17 protein-coding genes are annotated in these 16,336 nt (G+C 66.3%); 15 read left to right on the forward strand and 2 right to left on the reverse strand.

What is annotated here, in order from left to right; translation table 11 throughout:
- Positions 1-9: 9 nt before the first annotated feature.
- Both dnaJ and ACN0WF_RS05780 read left to right on the forward strand, forming a co-directional pair.
- On the forward strand, positions 10-1,140 hold the full coding sequence (dnaJ, locus tag ACN0WF_RS05775; RefSeq protein WP_417771850.1) for a molecular chaperone DnaJ: 1,131 nt from the start codon (positions 10-12) through the stop codon (positions 1,138-1,140).
- 114 nt (positions 1,141-1,254) lie between these two features.
- The gene (locus ACN0WF_RS05780; RefSeq protein ID WP_417771851.1) at positions 1,255-1,860 is read left to right on the forward strand and encodes a class I SAM-dependent methyltransferase; all 606 of its coding nucleotides are present in this window, start codon (positions 1,255-1,257) and stop codon (positions 1,858-1,860) included.
- 42 nt (positions 1,861-1,902) lie between these two features.
- On the opposite strand, the gene ACN0WF_RS05785 is transcribed toward ACN0WF_RS05780, so the two are convergent.
- Positions 1,903-2,355 (reverse strand): Lrp/AsnC family transcriptional regulator, encoded by a 453-nt coding sequence (locus ACN0WF_RS05785; RefSeq protein WP_417771852.1) that lies wholly within the window; start codon positions 2,353-2,355, stop codon positions 1,903-1,905.
- A gap of 149 nt (positions 2,356-2,504) precedes the next feature.
- Between ACN0WF_RS05785 and ACN0WF_RS05790 the strand changes: the two genes are divergently transcribed.
- Entirely contained in the window at positions 2,505-3,710 is a 1,206-nt protein-coding gene (locus tag ACN0WF_RS05790) for a methionine gamma-lyase (protein WP_417771853.1), read from the forward strand.
- Positions 3,711-3,867: 157 nt separating this feature from the next.
- On the forward strand, positions 3,868-6,258 hold the full coding sequence (locus ACN0WF_RS05795; protein WP_417771854.1) for a 1-deoxy-D-xylulose-5-phosphate synthase N-terminal domain-containing protein: 2,391 nt from the start codon (positions 3,868-3,870) through the stop codon (positions 6,256-6,258).
- An 81-nt stretch (positions 6,259-6,339) separates the two neighbouring features.
- On the opposite strand, the gene ACN0WF_RS05800 is transcribed toward ACN0WF_RS05795, so the two are convergent.
- Positions 6,340-6,693, reverse strand: coding sequence for an MmcQ/YjbR family DNA-binding protein (locus ACN0WF_RS05800; protein WP_417771855.1), 354 nt, complete (start codon positions 6,691-6,693; stop codon positions 6,340-6,342).
- Between the two features lie 116 nt (positions 6,694-6,809).
- Between ACN0WF_RS05800 and ACN0WF_RS05805 the strand changes: the two genes are divergently transcribed.
- From ACN0WF_RS05805 to miaB, 11 genes are all read left to right on the forward strand, one after another.
- Positions 6,810-7,391: an NADPH-dependent FMN reductase gene (locus tag ACN0WF_RS05805; RefSeq protein WP_417771856.1), complete on the forward strand. Its 582-nt coding sequence runs from the start codon at positions 6,810-6,812 to the stop codon at positions 7,389-7,391.
- 132 nt (positions 7,392-7,523) lie between these two features.
- Positions 7,524-8,081, forward strand: a complete 558-nt coding sequence (gene hslV, locus ACN0WF_RS05810) for an ATP-dependent protease subunit HslV (RefSeq protein WP_417771857.1) — start codon at positions 7,524-7,526, stop codon at positions 8,079-8,081.
- Positions 8,082-8,117: 36 nt separating this feature from the next.
- Positions 8,118-9,248: a hypothetical protein gene (locus ACN0WF_RS05815; RefSeq protein ID WP_417771858.1), complete on the forward strand. Its 1,131-nt coding sequence runs from the start codon at positions 8,118-8,120 to the stop codon at positions 9,246-9,248.
- Positions 9,249-9,272: 24 nt separating this feature from the next.
- Positions 9,273-10,577, forward strand: a complete 1,305-nt coding sequence (gene hslU, locus ACN0WF_RS05820) for an ATP-dependent protease ATPase subunit HslU (RefSeq protein WP_417771859.1) — start codon at positions 9,273-9,275, stop codon at positions 10,575-10,577.
- A 94-nt stretch (positions 10,578-10,671) separates the two neighbouring features.
- Positions 10,672-11,166 (forward strand): universal stress protein, encoded by a 495-nt coding sequence (locus ACN0WF_RS05825; RefSeq protein WP_417771860.1) that lies wholly within the window; start codon positions 10,672-10,674, stop codon positions 11,164-11,166.
- 243 nt (positions 11,167-11,409) lie between these two features.
- The gene (locus tag ACN0WF_RS05830) at positions 11,410-11,964 is read left to right on the forward strand and encodes a NifU family protein (protein WP_417771861.1); all 555 of its coding nucleotides are present in this window, start codon (positions 11,410-11,412) and stop codon (positions 11,962-11,964) included.
- A 158-nt stretch (positions 11,965-12,122) separates the two neighbouring features.
- A complete protein-coding gene (tsaB, locus tag ACN0WF_RS05835; RefSeq protein WP_417771862.1) occupies positions 12,123-12,809 on the forward strand; it encodes a tRNA (adenosine(37)-N6)-threonylcarbamoyltransferase complex dimerization subunit type 1 TsaB in 687 nt (228 codons plus the stop codon).
- Positions 12,810-12,822: 13 nt separating this feature from the next.
- Complete coding sequence (gene rimI / locus ACN0WF_RS05840) at positions 12,823-13,311, forward strand: ribosomal protein S18-alanine N-acetyltransferase (RefSeq protein ID WP_417771863.1); 489 nt, start codon at positions 12,823-12,825, stop codon at positions 13,309-13,311.
- A 170-nt stretch (positions 13,312-13,481) separates the two neighbouring features.
- A complete protein-coding gene (locus ACN0WF_RS05845; RefSeq protein ID WP_417772155.1) occupies positions 13,482-13,865 on the forward strand; it encodes a Fur family transcriptional regulator in 384 nt (127 codons plus the stop codon).
- Positions 13,866-13,869: 4 nt separating this feature from the next.
- Positions 13,870-14,781 (forward strand): lysophospholipid acyltransferase family protein, encoded by a 912-nt coding sequence (locus ACN0WF_RS05850; protein ID WP_417771864.1) that lies wholly within the window; start codon positions 13,870-13,872, stop codon positions 14,779-14,781.
- Positions 14,782-14,871: 90 nt separating this feature from the next.
- On the forward strand, positions 14,872-16,323 hold the full coding sequence (gene miaB, locus ACN0WF_RS05855; RefSeq protein ID WP_417771865.1) for a tRNA (N6-isopentenyl adenosine(37)-C2)-methylthiotransferase MiaB: 1,452 nt from the start codon (positions 14,872-14,874) through the stop codon (positions 16,321-16,323).
- The last annotated feature ends 13 nt before the right edge of the window (positions 16,324-16,336 follow it).

Raw genomic sequence — 16,336 nt, forward strand, 5'->3', positions numbered from 1 at the left:
GATGCTTCGATGGAAAAGCGAGACTACTACGAGGTTCTGGGCGTTTCCCGCGACGCGGATGGTACGGTTCTGAAGAGCGCCTACCGCAAGCTGGCGATGCAGTTCCATCCGGATCGCAATCCGGGCGACTCGGACGCGGAAAACCGCTTCAAGGAAGTCAGTGAGGCTTATGACGCCTTGAAGGACGAGCAGAAGCGGGCTGCTTACGACCGCTTCGGCCACGCCGCCTTCGAGAACGGCGGGATGGGCGCGCGTGGCGGCAATCAGGGCGACTTCGCATCGGCCATGTCGGATATTTTCGACGAGTTCTTCGGCATGGCCGGCGGTGGCCGTCGTTCCGGCGGGCGCGACCGTGGCGCGGACCTGCGCTACAACCTCGAGATCTCGCTTGAAGACGCCTACACGGGCAAGACGGTCGAGATCGAGGTTCCGACCTCGATTTCCTGCGAGGCCTGTTCCGGCTCGGGCGCAAAGCCCGGCACCCAGCCCACCACCTGCCGCACCTGCGGCGGTTCCGGCCGCGTGCGCGCCGCGCAGGGCTTCTTCACACTGGAGCGCACCTGCGCTTCCTGCCAGGGGCGCGGTCAGGTCATCGCCGACCCCTGCACCTCCTGCAACGGCACCGGCCGCAAGACGCTGAACCGGATGCTGTCGGTGAACATTCCCGCCGGCATCGAGGACGGCACGCGCATTCGCCTCGGCGGCGAGGGCGAGGCCGGGTTGCGCGGCGGCCCTTCTGGGGACCTCTACATCTTCCTGTCGCTGCGCCCGCACGCATTCTTCCAGCGCGACGGGGCGGACCTTTACTGTCGCGTGCCGGTGTCGATGGTCACGGCGGCGCTCGGCGGCCAGTTCGAGGTGCCGACGCTCGGCGGCGAGATGACCAGGGTCAAGGTTCCCGAGGGAACCCAGACGGGCAAGCAGTTCCGCCTGCGTGGCAAGGGCATGCCGGTCATGCGCTCGCAACATCACGGGGATATCTATATTCAGGTCACGGTGGAAACGCCGGCCAATCTGACCAAGCGCCAGCGCGAGTTGCTGGCCGAGTTCGAGACCGAATCGTCGAAGGAAACCCACCCCGAATCCCATGGTTTCTTCGCCAAGGTGAAGGACTTCCTCGACAATCTGGGCGGCAACTGACGCCGTTCCGCCCCTGTCACCCGGCGCTTGCGATCGCGCCGCCTCTGCCGTTGCCTTGAATTTGCCACGGCCGATCGCGAGTGTTGTAGGAAGTCACAGGAGGTTGATCGGCTCATGCTCGAAATGTCGGCGCGCAAGGTCAAGGGCATCAAGGAAAAACTTGCCGACGAGGTGCGCTTCATCCGCAGCTGGGCGGAAAACCCGCTGACCACGGGAGCCGTAAGCCCGTCGGGGCCGGACCTGACGCGGCGCATGGCTTCCTTTCTTGAGGTCGACCGGCCGGGAAAGATCCTGGAAATCGGCCCGGGCACCGGTGTCGTCACCCGCGCCATCCTCGAGCGTGGCGTCGCTCCCGCGCGCGTCATCGCACTTGAGTACAACGAAAGCTTCTGCCAGCTCCTGCGCCGGCGCTATCCCGACATGGATGTGGTGAGCGGCGACGCCTATCGCCTGCGCGAGACGCTTGCCCATGTCGAGCCGCGATCGCTGGCGAGCATCGTCTCGTCCATGCCGCTGTTCTCGCGCCCCAAGGAAGAGCGTCGCGCCCTGCTCATGCAGGCGTTCGAGCTGATGCCGGCGGGCGCTCCCTTCATCCAGTTCTCCTATGCGCTTGTGCCGCCGATCGCGCCGGATCCGGACGTCTTCAGCATCCAGCGTTCCGGCTGGATCCTCAAGAACCTGCCGCCGGCGCGGGTCTGGGTCTACCGCGCCCACGCCTGAGCCAGAGGGGCGACAGGCGCCGGGATTGCTCCGGCGCCGGTGTCACCCCGGTAACACCTGCGATTGCTTGATCACACCGAAGGCGAAGCTCGATTCGAGCGAGGCGATGCCCGGCAGCTTGTGCACGCGCCGGCGCATGAAATCCTCGTAGTCGGCGAGCGAGGCGACGACGACCTTGACCAGATAGTCCCGGTCGCCGGCCATCAGGTAGCACTCCATGATCTCGTCGATCCGCGCGACCGCCTGTTCGAAGGCCGCGACGGTCTGCTCCGTGTGCGGGCTGAGCTTGACCTGAAGAAACACCGTTACCGGCAGGCCGTAGGCTTCCTGGTCGACAATCGCCGCGTAGCCCGAAATGATGCCCGCCTTTTCCAGGTTGCGCACCCGCCGCAGGCAGGGCGACGGCGAGAGCCCCGCCCGTTCGGAAAGTTCCTGTATCGTCTGGCGTCCGTCCCTTTGCAGTTCACGCAGGATCTTGCGGTCCGTATCGTCCATGCTTTTCTCCAGATTGGCGGGATCTGCCAAGAGTAGCCCCACTTGGAGCGGAGATAGCCGGAAAAATGCGCTGATACGCCCTTATTCTGACATCGGGAACGAGGGATACGCGGCGAGGGGTCGCGCCTCCCGCCACAGGAGAGCGAACGATGATCAGAAACCGCGAAGCAGGCTTTGCCACGCGCGCCATTCATCACGGTTACGACCCGATGCAGAACGAGGGCGCGCTCACGCCCCCGGTTCACATGACCTCGACCTTCGCCTTCGAAACTGCGGGCGAGGGCGGGGAGATGTTTGCCGGCGAGCGCGCGGGCCACGTCTACAGCCGGATCTCCAACCCCACCGTCTCCCTGCTGGAAGCCCGCATGGCAACGCTTGAGGGCGGCGAGGCCGCCGTTGCCACCGCCTCGGGCATGGGTGCTATCTCCTCGGTGCTGTGGACCTTTCTGGCGCCGGGCGACGAAGTGCTCGTCGACCAGACGCTCTATGGCTGCACGTTTTCCTTCCTGCATCACGGTCTGGCGAAATTCGGCGTCACCGTCACCCATGTGGACATGCGCGATCCCGCGAATGTCGCGGCGGCGCTGACCCCGTCGACGCGGCTCGTCTATTTCGAGACCCCGGCCAATCCGAACATGCGTCTCGTCGACATCGCGGCGGTGTCCGCCGTCGCCCGCAAGGCCGGCTTGCGCACGGTGGTCGACAACACCTACTCCACGCCCGTGCTGACAAGGCCTCTGGAACTGGGGGCCGACATCGTCGTCCACTCCGCCACCAAGTATCTGGGCGGTCATGGCGATCTCGTCGCCGGGGTTGCCATCGGTTCGGCGGACGACATGCAGGAGGTGCGCCTTTTCGGCCTCAAGGACATGACCGGCGCGGTGATGGCGCCGCTTACCGCCCATCTGGTGCTGCGCGGCCTCAAGACGCTGGAGCTGCGCATGGAGCGGCATTGCGCCAGCGCGCGGACCGTTGCCGAGGCGCTTGAGGCCCATCCGGCGGTGGCGCGGGTGTTCTATCCGGGGCTGGCGACCTTCGCGCAGCATGATCTCGCCTGTCGGCAGATGCGCGGTTTTGGCGGTATGATCGCACTTGAACTCAAAGGCGGCTTTGCCGCAGGAATGGAATTCCTCGACGGGCTCTGCCTGGTTACCCGAGCCGTCAGCCTGGGCGATGCCGAAACGCTGGCGCAGCACCCCGCCAGCATGACCCATTCGACCTACACGCCCGAGGAACGCGCGCACCACGGAATTTCCGACGGCCTCGTGCGCATCTCGGTCGGGCTGGAATCGCTCGACGACATTCTCGCCGACCTGATGCAAGCGCTCGACCGTGTCCGCCGCGTCGCGGCCTGACGGGAACGGCAGGTGCGAATTTTCGCGAGAATTGCCGAAATGGGGGATAAAATTTCAATTCATGGCAGTGGGTGCGGCTGATATGGATCAGAAATTACCCGGATGCGCCCGATAAGGTCGGGCGCATCTGCCATGATCGGAGGAGAAGGCAAAGCTCATGGATGCCGCGCGCAAGGCCGAACTGAAGGCCATCGAAAAGAAGCTGCTCTGGCTCGCCTGCTGGACGGTACACAATGCCAACCACCTGCGGGAGAAGGGGGATGGCCTCAAGGTGGGCGGCCACCAGGCGTCCTGTGCCTCCATGGTATCAATCATGACGGCGCTCTACTTCGCCGCGCTGCGCCCGCAGGACCGGGTGGCGGTGAAGCCGCATGCCTCGCCGCTCTTCCACGCCATGCAGTATCTCGCCGGCAACCAGACGCGCGAAAAGCTGGAGGCGTTTCGCGCCTTTGGCGGCGCACAGTCCTATCCAAGCCGCACCAAGGACATCGACGATGTCGATTTTTCCACTGGCTCGGTCGGTCTCGGCGTCGCGATCACCGCGTTCTCGTCAATGATCCAGGATTATCTCGCGGCGAAATCCTGGGCGGGTGAGCGGCCCGAGGGGCGCATGGTGGCGCTTGTCGGCGACGCCGAGCTCGACGAGGGCAACGTCTACGAGGCCTTGCAGGAAGGGTGGAAACACGACCTGCGCAACACTTGGTGGGTAATCGACTACAACCGCCAGAGCCTCGACGGCGTCGTGCGCGAGGGGCTGGCCGGGCGCATCGAAGCGATCTTCGGCGCGTTCGGATGGGACGTGGTGCGCATCAAGCATGGCGCCTTGCAGCGCGCCGCCTTCGCGGAGGCCGGCGGCGCGCATCTGCGCGACTGGATCGACACTTGTCCCAACGCGCTCTATTCGGCGCTGACCTTCCAGGGCGGCGCCGCCTGGCGCAAGCGCCTGCAGGACGACATCGGCGATCAGGGAGAGGTCAGCGCGCTGATCGACCGCAGGAGCGACGCAGAGCTGCAGGAACTGATGACCAATCTCGGCGGCCATTGCCTCGAGACACTGGCCGCGACCTTCGCCGAGCAGGCCCTTCACGACCGGCCGGTGGCCTTTGTCGCCTATACGATCAAGGGCTGGAACACGCCGCTTGCCGGTCACAAGGACAACCACGCCGGTCTGATGACGCCGGCCCAGATGGATGGATTCCGTCAGGCGATGGGCGTGCGCGAGGGCCACGAATGGGCACCCGGCGAAGGGCTCGACATGAGCGACGAGGCAATCTGCCGTCTCGTTCGCGAAACGCCCTTCTTCGCACCGGGGCCGCGCCGGCACAGCGCCGACCGGATCGAGACGCCGGGGCCGCATTTCCTCGATGACAAGGTGCTTTCCACGCAGGCAGGCTTCGGCAAGATCCTCGACAGTCTCGCCAAGTCGGACCATCCGCTGGCCAGCCGCGTGGTGACCACCTCGCCGGACGTGACGGTTTCCACCAACCTCGGCCCCTGGGTGAACCGGCGTGGCCTCTTCGCCCGCGATGCGGTCGCCGACACGTTCCGCGACGAGCGCATTCCCTCGACGCAGAAATGGGCGTTCTCCCCCGAGGGGCAGCATATCGAGCTCGGCATTGCCGAGATGAACCTGTTCCTGCTGCTGGGCGCGGCCGGCCTGTCGCACTCGCTCTTCGGCGAACGCCTCATTCCGGTCGGCACGCTCTACGATCCGTTCATCTCCCGCGGCCTCGATGCGCTGAACTATGCCTGCTATCAGGATGCGCGCTTCATGGTGGTGGGCACGCCCTCCGGCGTGACGCTGGCGCATGAGGGCGGCGCGCATCAGTCGGTCGGAACACCGCTCATCGGCATGAGTCAGGATGGCCTCGCCTCCTTCGAGCCGGCCTGGCTGGACGAGCTTTCGGTGATCATGGACTGGAGCTTCGACTATCTGCAGCGTGATGGCGACGCGGTTCATGACGAGCGCACCTGGCTGCGCGACGAGACGGGCGGCTCGGTCTACCTGCGGCTTTCGACACGCGCGCTGGAGCAGCCCATGCGCCGCGAGGACGAGGCCTTTCGGCGCGGCGTCATCGATGGCGCCTACTGGCTGCGCGAGCCGGGCCCGAACTGCGAGGTGGTGATCGCCTATCAGGGTGTTGTCGGGCCGGAGGCGATCGAGGCGGCGGGCCGCATCGGCTCCGACCGTCGCGACATCGGCGTGCTCGCGGTGACGTCGGCCGACCGGCTCAATGCCGGCTGGCACGCGGCTATGCGGATGCGCAAGCGCGGCGCGCGCGGGGCCATGAGCCACATCGAGCGTCTGCTGACGAAACTGCCGCCCCATTGCACGATGATCACCGTGCTTGACGGCCATCCGGCGACGCTCGGCTGGCTGGGGTCTGTCTGCGGCCACCGCACGGCGGCGCTCGGGGTCGAGCACTTCGGCCAGACCGGCACCATCGCCGACCTGCACCACCATTTCGGCATCGATGCGGATGCCATCGTCGCCGCGGCCTCGGAGCTTGCGCCCGGACGTCCGGTCCGCCTTGCCGCCCCGATCTGAAGGCAAAGCCCGCGAAAGACGGAAAAGGGCCGGTTCACCGGCCCTTTTTCTTGCTCATTCGTTGTTTTATAAGCCGGCTTATCAAAGGCCGAGATCGGCGCGTTGCGCCCGTGTCAGCTTCGCCGCGATCAGCCGGTGTGCCTCCTCTATATGGGCAAGAAGATCGTCCTGCGACAGCGCTGCCGGCGCACGCACCTGCACCCACGACGCCCGGGCGAGATAGGGGGCGGGGACAATGCCCGGCAGCTCGGTCAGGATCGTGTAGCTGAGCTGCGAGCATTTGAACGAGATCGCGTCGACGCCGTTCGTCGCCCAGCTCGAGCAGATCGCGAAGATCTTGCCGCCAACCTTCCACACCGATGCCTCGCCCCATTGCACCACATGGGTGGTGGCGGGCAGACTTGCGCAGAAGGCATCGAATTCGTTGCGGGTCATCGTCGGCACGTTCCGTTCTGAAAAAGGGGAGATGACCCGTCCCGTCGTCGGCCTATATCCCGGTGACGGGGGGCTGCGGCCACCCCAGGCAAGGTCAGCTTGAAAAAGGAAATTTCATGAAGGATATCCGCATTCTCGTTCTTTCCGGCTCCATTCGCGCCGCCTCGTTCAACACCCGTCTCGCCGGATTGGTGGCGAAGCGCGCGGCGATTGAGGGCGCTGACGTAGCGCAGATCTCGCTTGCCGACTATCCTCTGCCGATCTTCGACCAGGATCTGGAAAAGGAAAAGGGCGTTCCGCAGGAAGCCCGGCGGCTGAAGACGCTGTTCCAGCGCCACGATGCTATCTTCATCGCATCTCCGGAATACAACACCGCAGTAACGCCGCTGCTGAAGAACACGCTCGACTGGGTGTCGCGCCTGTCCGATTCGGGCGAGCCGCCGGCTGCTGCCTTCAGGAACCGTGTCTTTGCGTTGGGTGCGGCCTCGCCCGGCGCGTTGGGCGGCATTCGCGGGCTGATGGGCCTGCGCACCATCCTGGAAATCGGCCTCGGCGCGCTGGTGATTCCGGAGATGGTGACCGTTCCCAATGCAGGTTCCGCCTATGATGAACACGACGATCTGACCAATGAACGGGCCAGCGAAATGCTCAAGACGATGGTTGCGCGCATGATCGAGGAGGCGCGCCTGCGCAGGTAGCCTGGCCGCTTTGGGGCCGGCCTGCGGCATCGCCCCGGATTTGCAATCGCGACCCGGCCGCTTACATAGGCAGTCCGGAGAAGTCATGCGCAGCATGGTGCATGGCGCGACAGACAAGCAGACGAGGCGAAGATGCGCGGGCAAGACGATCCCACGGGCTGGCACGGCACGACGATCCTGAGCGTGCGCAAGGGCGGCAAGGTTGTGATCGCCGGCGACGGCCAGGTCTCGCTCGGCCAGACGGTGATCAAGGCGACGGCGCGCAAGGTGCGCCCCCTGGCCAAGGGCGAGGTGATCGCCGGTTTCGCCGGTGCCACGGCCGATGCCTTCACGCTGTTCGAGCGGCTTGAGGCGAAACTCGAGCAATACCCTGGCCAGCTCATGCGCGCTTGCGTCGAGCTTGCCAAGGACTGGCGAACGGACCGCTACCTGCGCCGGCTCGAGGCGATGATGCTTGTCGCCGACAAGTCCGTCTCGCTGGTGCTGACGGGAACCGGCGACGTGCTGGAGCCGGAAGGCGGTGTCATGGGGATCGGCTCGGGCGGCAACTACGCGCTGGCGGCCGCGCGCGCGCTCGTCGATACGGACCTCGAGGCCGAGGCCATCGCCCGCAAGGCGATGGCGATTGCCGGAGAGATCTGTGTCTACACCAACGGCAATCTGACCATCGAGACGCTGGATGCGGAGTAAGCAGGCGAGCGTGCCGGGAAAGCCGGGAGCGCGCGCATGAGCGCTCCCACGCACGCTGACCAGGCCGCTCCGGATCCGACGCCGCGACCGGTGGCGGGCCGCCGCGCCGAGCCTCTCGATCCGCAACGGCTGGATGACGCCGTCGCGGCTGGCGTCCTGTCTCAGGAGCAGGCTGGCCGGCTTGCGGATTTCTGGGTCGACGCGGGGGAAGACGACGACGTCTCGGTCAGCCACGTGGATGCGGAGGAGGTCCGCTTCGCGCGCGGCTTTCACGACGTCTTCATTGCGATTGGCATCGCTGTCTTGCTCTTCGGTCTTTCTTTTGCGCTGAGCGATGCCGTGTCGCTGGTTGTCTCGGCCGGTGTGGTTGCCGCGGTGATATGGGGACTTTCGGAGGTTTTCGCTCGCAGGATGCGGCTTGCCTTGCCGTCGTTCCTGCTGACGATCGCCTTCGCGCCCGCCTTTCTGCTGGCGGCGATCGGCCTCTCGAGCGGTGCAGACAATCCAGGCGACGCGCTGGCACGGCAGCCGGAGACGCTCCTGATGCTTCTGCCGACCTTCCTGGGCTTTGCCGGTGGGGCGCTTCACTATTGGCGGTTTCGCGTGCCCGTGGGCGTGGCCGTCATTGCCGCAACGCTCCTGCTGCTCGCGGCGGTCCCCGTGGAGGTGGCCGCGCCCGGCTTCCTGGGAGACCATCCGGCGACCTTCTCGCTGATCGCGGGGCTGGCCTGCTTCGCCGCGGCGATGCGGTTCGATGCCAGGGATCTGCGGCGGGCGACCGTTGCCAGCGACAAGGCCTTCTGGCTTCATCTGCTGGCGGCGCCGCTTATCGCTCATTCGGTTCTTGGCTATCTTTTCGATGAGCTTGCCACGCAGTCGGCGCTCGCTTCCGCCGTCGTCATCTGCTCCTTCCTGGCGCTCGCCTTCGTGGCGGTGGTGGTCGACCGGCGCGCCCTGCTCGTCTCCGGCCTCAGCTATTTCGGCGTCGCCATCGGGCAGTTGCTGGTCGAGGCCGATGTTTCCAGCGAGAGCGCGTTGGCCATGGCGCTGATCGTTCTTGGCGGCTTCATTCTGATTCTCGGGTCCGCCTGGCGGGGTGTGCGCCGCCTTGTCGGGCGGGCGGTCACCGCGACGCCGATTGCCCGATACGTCCCCGCATTTGACTGACTTCATCGAGGGAAAGACACGCAAATGACCAATCTGTCCCCCCGCGAGATCGTTTCCGAGCTCGACCGGCACATCATCGGCCAGAAGGACGCCAAACGCGCCGTGGCCATTGCGCTGCGCAACCGCTGGCGTCGCCAGCAGCTCGAGGAAGGGCTGCGCGAGGAGGTGATGCCGAAGAATATCCTGATGATCGGCCCAACGGGCGTCGGCAAGACCGAGATCGCCCGTCGGCTTGCAAAGCTCGCCCATGCGCCGTTCGTCAAGGTCGAGGCGACCAAGTTCACCGAGGTCGGCTATGTCGGCCGTGATGTCGACCAGATCGTGCGCGACCTGGTCGAGGCCGGCGTCGCGCTGGTGCGCACCGCCAAGCGCAAGGCGGTGGAGGCCAAGGCCCATCTCCAGGCCGAGGAGCGTGTGCTCGATGCGCTGGTCGGCAAGAGCGCGAGCCCCGCGACGCGGGACAGCTATCGCAAGAAGCTGCGCGACGGCGAACTCGACGACAAGGAGATCGAGATCCAGGTCCGGGCGCAGCCGCAGATGCCGAGTTTCGACATTCCGGGCATGCCCGGCGGCAACGTCGGGGTGATGAACCTCTCCGACATGCTGGGCAAGGCACTCGGCGGTCAGACCAAGCCGCGCCATGTCAACGTGCGCGACAGCTACCAGCTCCTCATAGAGCAGGAAGCGGATGCGCTGCTCGACGAGGAGAAGCTGACGGCGGAGGCGATCGACCTCGTGGAGAACTCCGGCATCGTCTTCCTTGACGAGGTCGACAAGATCTGTGCCCGGGGCGAGCGCTCCGGCGGCGATGTGTCGCGCGAGGGCGTGCAGCGCGACCTGCTGCCGCTGATCGAGGGCACGGTGGTGTCCACCAAACACGGGCCGGTGAAGACCGACCATATCCTGTTCATCGCCTCGGGCGCCTTCCATGTCGCCAAGCCGTCGGATCTGCTGCCGGAGCTGCAGGGCCGACTGCCGATCCGCGTCGAACTGCGCGCCCTGACCAAGGATGACTTCCGCGCTATCCTCACGGATACGGAGGCAAGCCTCATCAAGCAGTATGTGGCTCTGCTGGCGACCGAATCGGTGGAACTCGAGTTCACCGACGACGCCATCGCGGAAATCGCCTCCATTGCCGTCGATCTCAACGCCACGGTCGAGAACATCGGCGCGCGCCGCCTGCAGACGGTGATGGAACGCGTGCTCGACGAGATTTCCTACACCGCGCCCGACCTTGGCGAAAAGAAGGTCGTCATCGACGGCGACTTCGTGCGCGACAACATCGGGGAACTCGCCAAGAACATCGATTTGTCGAGGTTCATTCTGTGACGGGTGGTGGGATCTTCGGAAAACCGGCCGTCGTCGTCCGGCCTGCGGCTCCATGCCGCTTGCCGCGACGCCGGCCCGATGGCAGCATGCGCGCATGGTAGCGATCCGAAAGAGTTTCGAGGACGGTCACAAGCGCAAGTTCCTGGTCGTCGTCGACGAGACCAGCGAGTGCGACAGGGCCATCGTCTATGCGGCCAAGCGAGCCGAGCGGACCGGTGGCACGGTGATCCTTCTCTATGTCGTGGCTCCGGGCGATTTTCAGCACTGGCTCGGGGTCGAGGACATCATGCGCGCCGAGGCGCACGAGGAGGCGACGACCTGCCTCTCGCGCGCCGCCGACCGGGTGCGTGCCGTCGCCCGCACCGAGCCGGAACAGGTGATCCGGGAAGGCAACAGGTCTGAGGAAATCCTCAACCTGATCGAGGATGACGCCGACATCGCCATTCTGGTGCTGGCGGCCGGCAGCAGCTCCGAGGGCCCCGGCCCGCTGGTCACAGCCATTGCCGGAAAGGGCGCGGCGAGTTTCCCGATCCCGGTGACCATCGTTCCGGGCACGCTCGACGACGAGGCAATCGCGGCTCTGGCCTGATCCGCAGCGATCTTCCTTCGGCAGGACGACCCTTCCGGGTGCCCACCTTCAGGAAAATACATAGTCTGGAACCATTCCAATCTGGTTTATCCGGGCCCGACCCTATATACTGGGGTCAACGACAGGCGGGAGACCGCCCGGTCAGGTGACAGCGCGCAAGGCGGGTCATCTTGGCCGATGAGGATATCCGAGCGAGGATGCAACGGGACGCACCGGCATTCTCCGCGAACGAGGACGACCGACATGTTCATCCAGACAGAAGCCACGCCGAACCCGGCGACCCTGAAGTTCCTTCCCGGCCGCATCGTCCTGAGTGAGGGCACGATGGATTTCCGCAAGTCCGAGGACGCCAGCGCCTCGCCGCTGGCGCAGAAGCTGTTCGAGGTTTCCGGCATCGAGGGCATCTTCTTCGGCCATGACTTCATCTCCGTCACCAAGGGCGATGTCGACTGGCAGCACATCAAGCCGGCGGTGCTGGGTGCGATCATGGAGCATTTCATGTCCGGCGCGCCGGTCATGGCCAGCGAGGCCCTCGCCGACAGCGACGAGGAGTTCTTCGAGGACGGCGACGAGGAGACCGTTGGGACGATCAAGGAACTGATCGAGACCCGCGTTCGCCCGGCCGTTGCCCAGGACGGGGGCGATATCACCTTCCGCGGTTTCCGCGATGGTGTCGTCTATCTGTCGATGCGCGGCGCCTGCTCGGGTTGCCCATCGTCGACGGCGACCCTGAAGCACGGTATCCAGAACCTCCTGCGCCACTTCGTTCCCGAGGTGGAGGAAGTTCGCGCCCTCTGAGGCTTCCCCCCACCGAAATCGAGAGGGCCCGGCCGCAAGGCTGGGCCTTTTCCGTTTCAGGGGCTTTCGGCTTGCCGCCTTCGCCTGCGTCGACTAAGGGCAGGTCACTATCAATAGGTCTGATCGACGGACCTCAGCGAAACTGGTTTGCTCCTGCCATGCGCCTGCTCGCCCTCGACACCTCTCTCGATGCCTGCTCGGTCGCCGTCCTCGACGGCGCGGGAGAAGACGCGCGCCTGACACAGGCGAGCGAGGTGCTCGGGCGCGGCCATGCGGAGCGGCTGATGGCGATGATCGGCGAGGTCATGGCGGAGGCGGGAGCTACCTTCGCGAGCCTCGACCGCATTGTCGTGACGACGGGGCCGGGCAGCTTCACGGGGCTGCGGGTCGGCCTTTCGGCAGCGCGCGGCATCGCTCTGGTGGTTGGCGCACCGGCCGTCGGCGTCACCACGCTGGCGGCGCTGGCCGAGGCGGGACGCCGCAGCGCGGCCTTCGATCCGGCCCGTCCGGTCCATGCCGTCATCGCTGCCAAGGGAAATGAGGTCTATGTGCAGGGCTTCGCCGGCGACGGAACGCCGCTCGATGCCCCGCGGGTTGCGGAGGTCTCGGCTCTTGCCGCCGCCCTGGCCGAGGGCGATCAGCTTTTCGGCAGCGGCGCGGCCAGCGTCGCAACATGCGCCGCGCAGCGCGGCCTCGTCGTTCTTGGCGATGCCGGCTGGCCGGACATTTGCTGCGTGGCGCGACTGGGGCGTGCGGCCACCGCCCCGGAGGGGCCGCCTGAACCGCTTTACCTGCGACCGCCGGACGCCAAGCCGGCGGTTCGCGACACGAGATTGCTGGCGTGAAGGGGGTTGCGGCATGAGCATGTGGTGGTTTGCCACGCCGGCGCCGGTTCTCGAGGAGGCCGTGTTCGAGGACTTCCCGGAACTCGCCGATCTGCACGAACGCTCGTTCCGCCTCTCCTGGGGCGCGGATGAACTGTCGCGGCTCGCCACGCAGCCCGGTGTTTTCGTGCTCAAGGCACGGCGCGACAGCGTGCTGGGGAGCCGTGCGGCGCTTGGCTTTGCCGTGGTGCGCGTCGCCGCCGACGAGGCGGAGATCCTGACCATTGCCGTCGATCCGCGCCAGCGCCGGCGCGGCATCGGTGCCAAGCTGCTGCGCGCTGTTTTCCAGAGGCTTTATGCCGATCGGGTGGCGATGCTGTTTCTGGAGGTCGATGCGGCCAATGAAGCCGCCCTTGCCCTTTATCGCCGCCTCGGATTTCGCCAGGTGGGCGAACGCCGGGGGTATTACCAGGCGAGCGAGGGCGACGGCGGCGCGCTTGTCATGCGCATCGATCTGGCGTAATCGGCAAGGCGACGAGGGTTCCCTCCGCCCGCCCGCCGGGCAGCGAGGCAGGCCGCAAGAGGACAGGCGAGATGACCGATACCGGTTCCCCCCGCTCCGCTCCCCCGCATTCGCGCGAGCCAGTCCCCGGCAGCGCGCAGACGCTTGAGGAGCAGTGCATTGCCAAGGGCATGCGCATGACCGAGCAGCGGCGCACCATTGCCGGCGTGATCGAGGACGCGAGCGACCATCCGGATGTGGAGGAGCTCTACCGTCGCGCCGTCGAGCAGGATTCGCGTATTTCGATTTCCACCGTCTATCGCACGGTGAAGCTGTTCGAGGACGCGGGCATCATCGAGCGTCACGATTTCCGCGACGGACGGGCGCGCTACGAGACAGTGCCGGACGAGCACCACGACCACCTCATCGACCTGAAGACCGGTCGGGTGATCGAGTTCCGCAACGAGGAGATCGAGCGGCTGCAGGAGACCATCGCCCGCAGCCTCGGCTTCCGGCTTGTCGACCACCGCCTCGAACTCTACGGCGTGCCGCTGGGAACCAAGGAACGGGAGTAGGGACATGGCGCGGCTGCGGGCGGTCCTGGTGCTGGGGATCCTGACGGCGATCACCCTGCCGCTCATCCCGGTCCAGTGGCTTGCGATGAAGACCGGCGGCCAGGTGAAGCGTCGGCTGCCGGTCGTCTGGCACCGCATGGCCTGCGCGCTTGTCGGCATCCGTGTCCGTGAGGTCGGCAGTCCGGCCGCGGGGCGACCGCTGCTGATCGCCGCAAACCACGTTTCCTGGATCGACATCACCGTTCTCGGCGGCCGCATGCCGCTGTCCTTCGTGGCCAAGTCCGAGGTGGCCGGCTGGCCAGTCTTCGGTCTTTTCGCAAAGCTCCAGCGCTCGGTGTTCGTCGATCGCCAGCGGCGCAGCGCCACCGGCCGCACCGCGCAGGAACTGGGCACTCGTCTTGCCGCCGGAGACGCCATGGTGCTCTTCGCCGAGGGGACCTCCAGCAGCGGCAATGAGGTTCTGGCATTCCGTTCGGCATTGATCGGCGCTGCCCGCCATGCGGTCGCCGGCGAGGGCGATGATGTCTGGATCCAGCCGCTGGCGCTTGCCTACACCCATCTTCACGGACTTCCGATGGGACGCCAGTTCCGCAATCATGTCGCCTGGTACGGCGACATGGAGATGGTGCCGCATTTCATGAATGTGGTCCGGCAGGGCGGAATCGACGTGACCGTCGTCTGGGGCGAGCCCTTGCGGGTGTCGCCGGGCGAGGATCGCAAGGCGCTGGCGCTTCGCCTCGAGCGCAGCGTGCGCGACATGGCGGCCGGGGCCCTTGCCGGACGGCCGCTGGGGCCCCATCTCGTGGCAAGCGCGGAAGATCGCGGGGCGCGGGAGGTCGGTGCGGCGGCGCCCGAACCGGCGGGATCGCCTGACGCGGGCGCGCCCCCTATTCTCAAGCGCGCCAAAAACGGCTAAAGCAGGCCCGCTTTCAATCGCGCCCGCTTTCAATCGCGTTTGCCGCTGACACGAATATAGAAGGGGGGCTTGGACCCGCCCGGAGACAGGATGACCGACGAGACCTCCACCGCCCTGGACGCTTCCCCCGCCGAGGCGACGGCCCTGCCGCGCGTCGGGGCGACGCCGCGCCGCGTCTTCGTCAAGACCTACGGCTGCCAGATGAATGTCTACGACAGCGAGCGCATGACCGACGCGCTGGCGCCGGAAGGCTTCGAGGCGACGCAGAGCGCTGAGGATGCCGATCTCATCATCCTCAACACCTGCCACATTCGCGAGAAGGCGGCGGAGAAGATCTATTCGGAGCTTGGCCGTCTGCGCAAGCTCAAGGCGGAGCGTGCCGAGCAGGGCAAGGCGACGGTGATCGGGGTTGCCGGCTGCGTCGCCCAGGCGGAAGGCGAGGAGATTTCCCGCCGCGCGCCGGTGGTCGATCTCGTCTTCGGGCCGCAGACCTATCACCGCCTGCCGGAGCTTCTGCGCCGGGCGGGCACGGGAGAGAATGTCGTCGAGACCGACTTCGAGGTCGAGGACAAGTTTCGCCATCTGGCAACGCCTGCGCCGGCGCGCGACGGCAAGCGCGCGCTCACAGCCTTTCTCACCGTTCAGGAAGGCTGCGACAAATTCTGTACCTTCTGTGTGGTGCCCTACACCCGCGGCGCCGAGGTCTCGCGTTCCGTCGAGCAGATCGTCGCGGAGGCCGAGCGGCTGACCGCGCGCGGCGTGCGCGAGGTGACGCTGCTCGGGCAGAACGTCAACGCCTGGCACGGCGCGGGCGCGGATGGTCGCACCTGGGGGCTCGGGGAGCTGCTGCGTCGGCTCGCCGGCATCGAGGGGCTCGACCGGCTGCGCTACACCACCAGTCATCCCCGTGACATGGACGATGCGCTGATCGAGGCGCATCGCGACCTGCCGCAGGTCATGCCCTATCTGCATCTTCCCGTTCAGTCTGGCTCGGACCGCATTCTCAAGGCGATGAACCGCAAGCATGGGCGCGAGGACTATTTCCGCCTCATCGACCGGATTCGCGCGGCGCGCCCGGACCTGGCGCTTTCGGGCGACTTCATCGTCGGTTTCCCCGGCGAGACCGATGCCGACTTCCGCGACACGATGGATCTGGTGGAAAGGGTCGGCTACGCTTCCGCCTTCACCTTCAAGTACAGCCCGCGTCCCGGTACGCCCGGCGCAAGCATGGGCGATCAGGTGCCGGAGGACGTGAAGACCGCGCGCCTGCATGAGCTGCAGGCGCTCATCGCCGCCCAGCAGGCCGGCTTCAACGCCTCAATGGTCGGGCGCCGCTGTGAGGTCCTGTTCGAAAAGCCGGGCCGTAACGCGGGTCAGATCGCCGGGCGGTCGCCCTGGCTGCAGCCGGTTCTGGTCGACGGCCCGGAGAGCCTGATCGGCCGGATTCTTGCGGTGGAAATCACCGGAACCGGTGCGAATTCCCTGTTCGCCGAGGTGGTGACAGGGCACAATGACCCCGTCGCAACCTCAGCCTCGGCGTAAGGTGGACCGACGC

The organism is Stappia sp. (assembly GCF_048268045.1).
Taxonomy (GTDB): Bacteria; Pseudomonadota; Alphaproteobacteria; order Rhizobiales; family Stappiaceae; genus Stappia.

What these genes read in the sequence shown, in the direction of transcription:
- miaB (WP_417771865.1), top strand. Translation starts at nt 14,872, where the DNA reads ATGACCGACGAGACCTCCACCGCCCTGGACGCTTCCCCCGCCGAGGCG.
- tsaB (WP_417771862.1), top strand. Translation starts at nt 12,123, where the DNA reads ATGCGCCTGCTCGCCCTCGACACCTCTCTCGATGCCTGCTCGGTCGCC.
- ACN0WF_RS05805 (WP_417771856.1), top strand. Translation starts at nt 6,810, where the DNA reads ATGAAGGATATCCGCATTCTCGTTCTTTCCGGCTCCATTCGCGCCGCC.
- ACN0WF_RS05815 (WP_417771858.1), top strand. Translation starts at nt 8,118, where the DNA reads ATGAGCGCTCCCACGCACGCTGACCAGGCCGCTCCGGATCCGACGCCG.
- ACN0WF_RS05790 (WP_417771853.1), top strand. Translation starts at nt 2,505, where the DNA reads ATGATCAGAAACCGCGAAGCAGGCTTTGCCACGCGCGCCATTCATCAC.
- ACN0WF_RS05830 (WP_417771861.1), top strand. Translation starts at nt 11,410, where the DNA reads ATGTTCATCCAGACAGAAGCCACGCCGAACCCGGCGACCCTGAAGTTC.
- rimI (WP_417771863.1), top strand. Translation starts at nt 12,823, where the DNA reads ATGAGCATGTGGTGGTTTGCCACGCCGGCGCCGGTTCTCGAGGAGGCC.
- hslU (WP_417771859.1), top strand. Translation starts at nt 9,273, where the DNA reads ATGACCAATCTGTCCCCCCGCGAGATCGTTTCCGAGCTCGACCGGCAC.
- ACN0WF_RS05800 (WP_417771855.1), bottom strand. Translation starts at nt 6,693, where the DNA reads ATGACCCGCAACGAATTCGATGCCTTCTGCGCAAGTCTGCCCGCCACC.
- ACN0WF_RS05850 (WP_417771864.1), top strand. Translation starts at nt 13,870, where the DNA reads ATGGCGCGGCTGCGGGCGGTCCTGGTGCTGGGGATCCTGACGGCGATC.
- hslV (WP_417771857.1), top strand. Translation starts at nt 7,524, where the DNA reads ATGCGCGGGCAAGACGATCCCACGGGCTGGCACGGCACGACGATCCTG.
- ACN0WF_RS05780 (WP_417771851.1), top strand. Translation starts at nt 1,255, where the DNA reads ATGCTCGAAATGTCGGCGCGCAAGGTCAAGGGCATCAAGGAAAAACTT.
- ACN0WF_RS05785 (WP_417771852.1), bottom strand. Translation starts at nt 2,355, where the DNA reads ATGGACGATACGGACCGCAAGATCCTGCGTGAACTGCAAAGGGACGGA.
- dnaJ (WP_417771850.1), top strand. Translation starts at nt 10, where the DNA reads ATGGAAAAGCGAGACTACTACGAGGTTCTGGGCGTTTCCCGCGACGCG.
- ACN0WF_RS05845 (WP_417772155.1), top strand. Translation starts at nt 13,482, where the DNA reads ATGCGCATGACCGAGCAGCGGCGCACCATTGCCGGCGTGATCGAGGAC.
- ACN0WF_RS05795 (WP_417771854.1), top strand. Translation starts at nt 3,868, where the DNA reads ATGGATGCCGCGCGCAAGGCCGAACTGAAGGCCATCGAAAAGAAGCTG.
- ACN0WF_RS05825 (WP_417771860.1), top strand. Translation starts at nt 10,672, where the DNA reads ATGGTAGCGATCCGAAAGAGTTTCGAGGACGGTCACAAGCGCAAGTTC.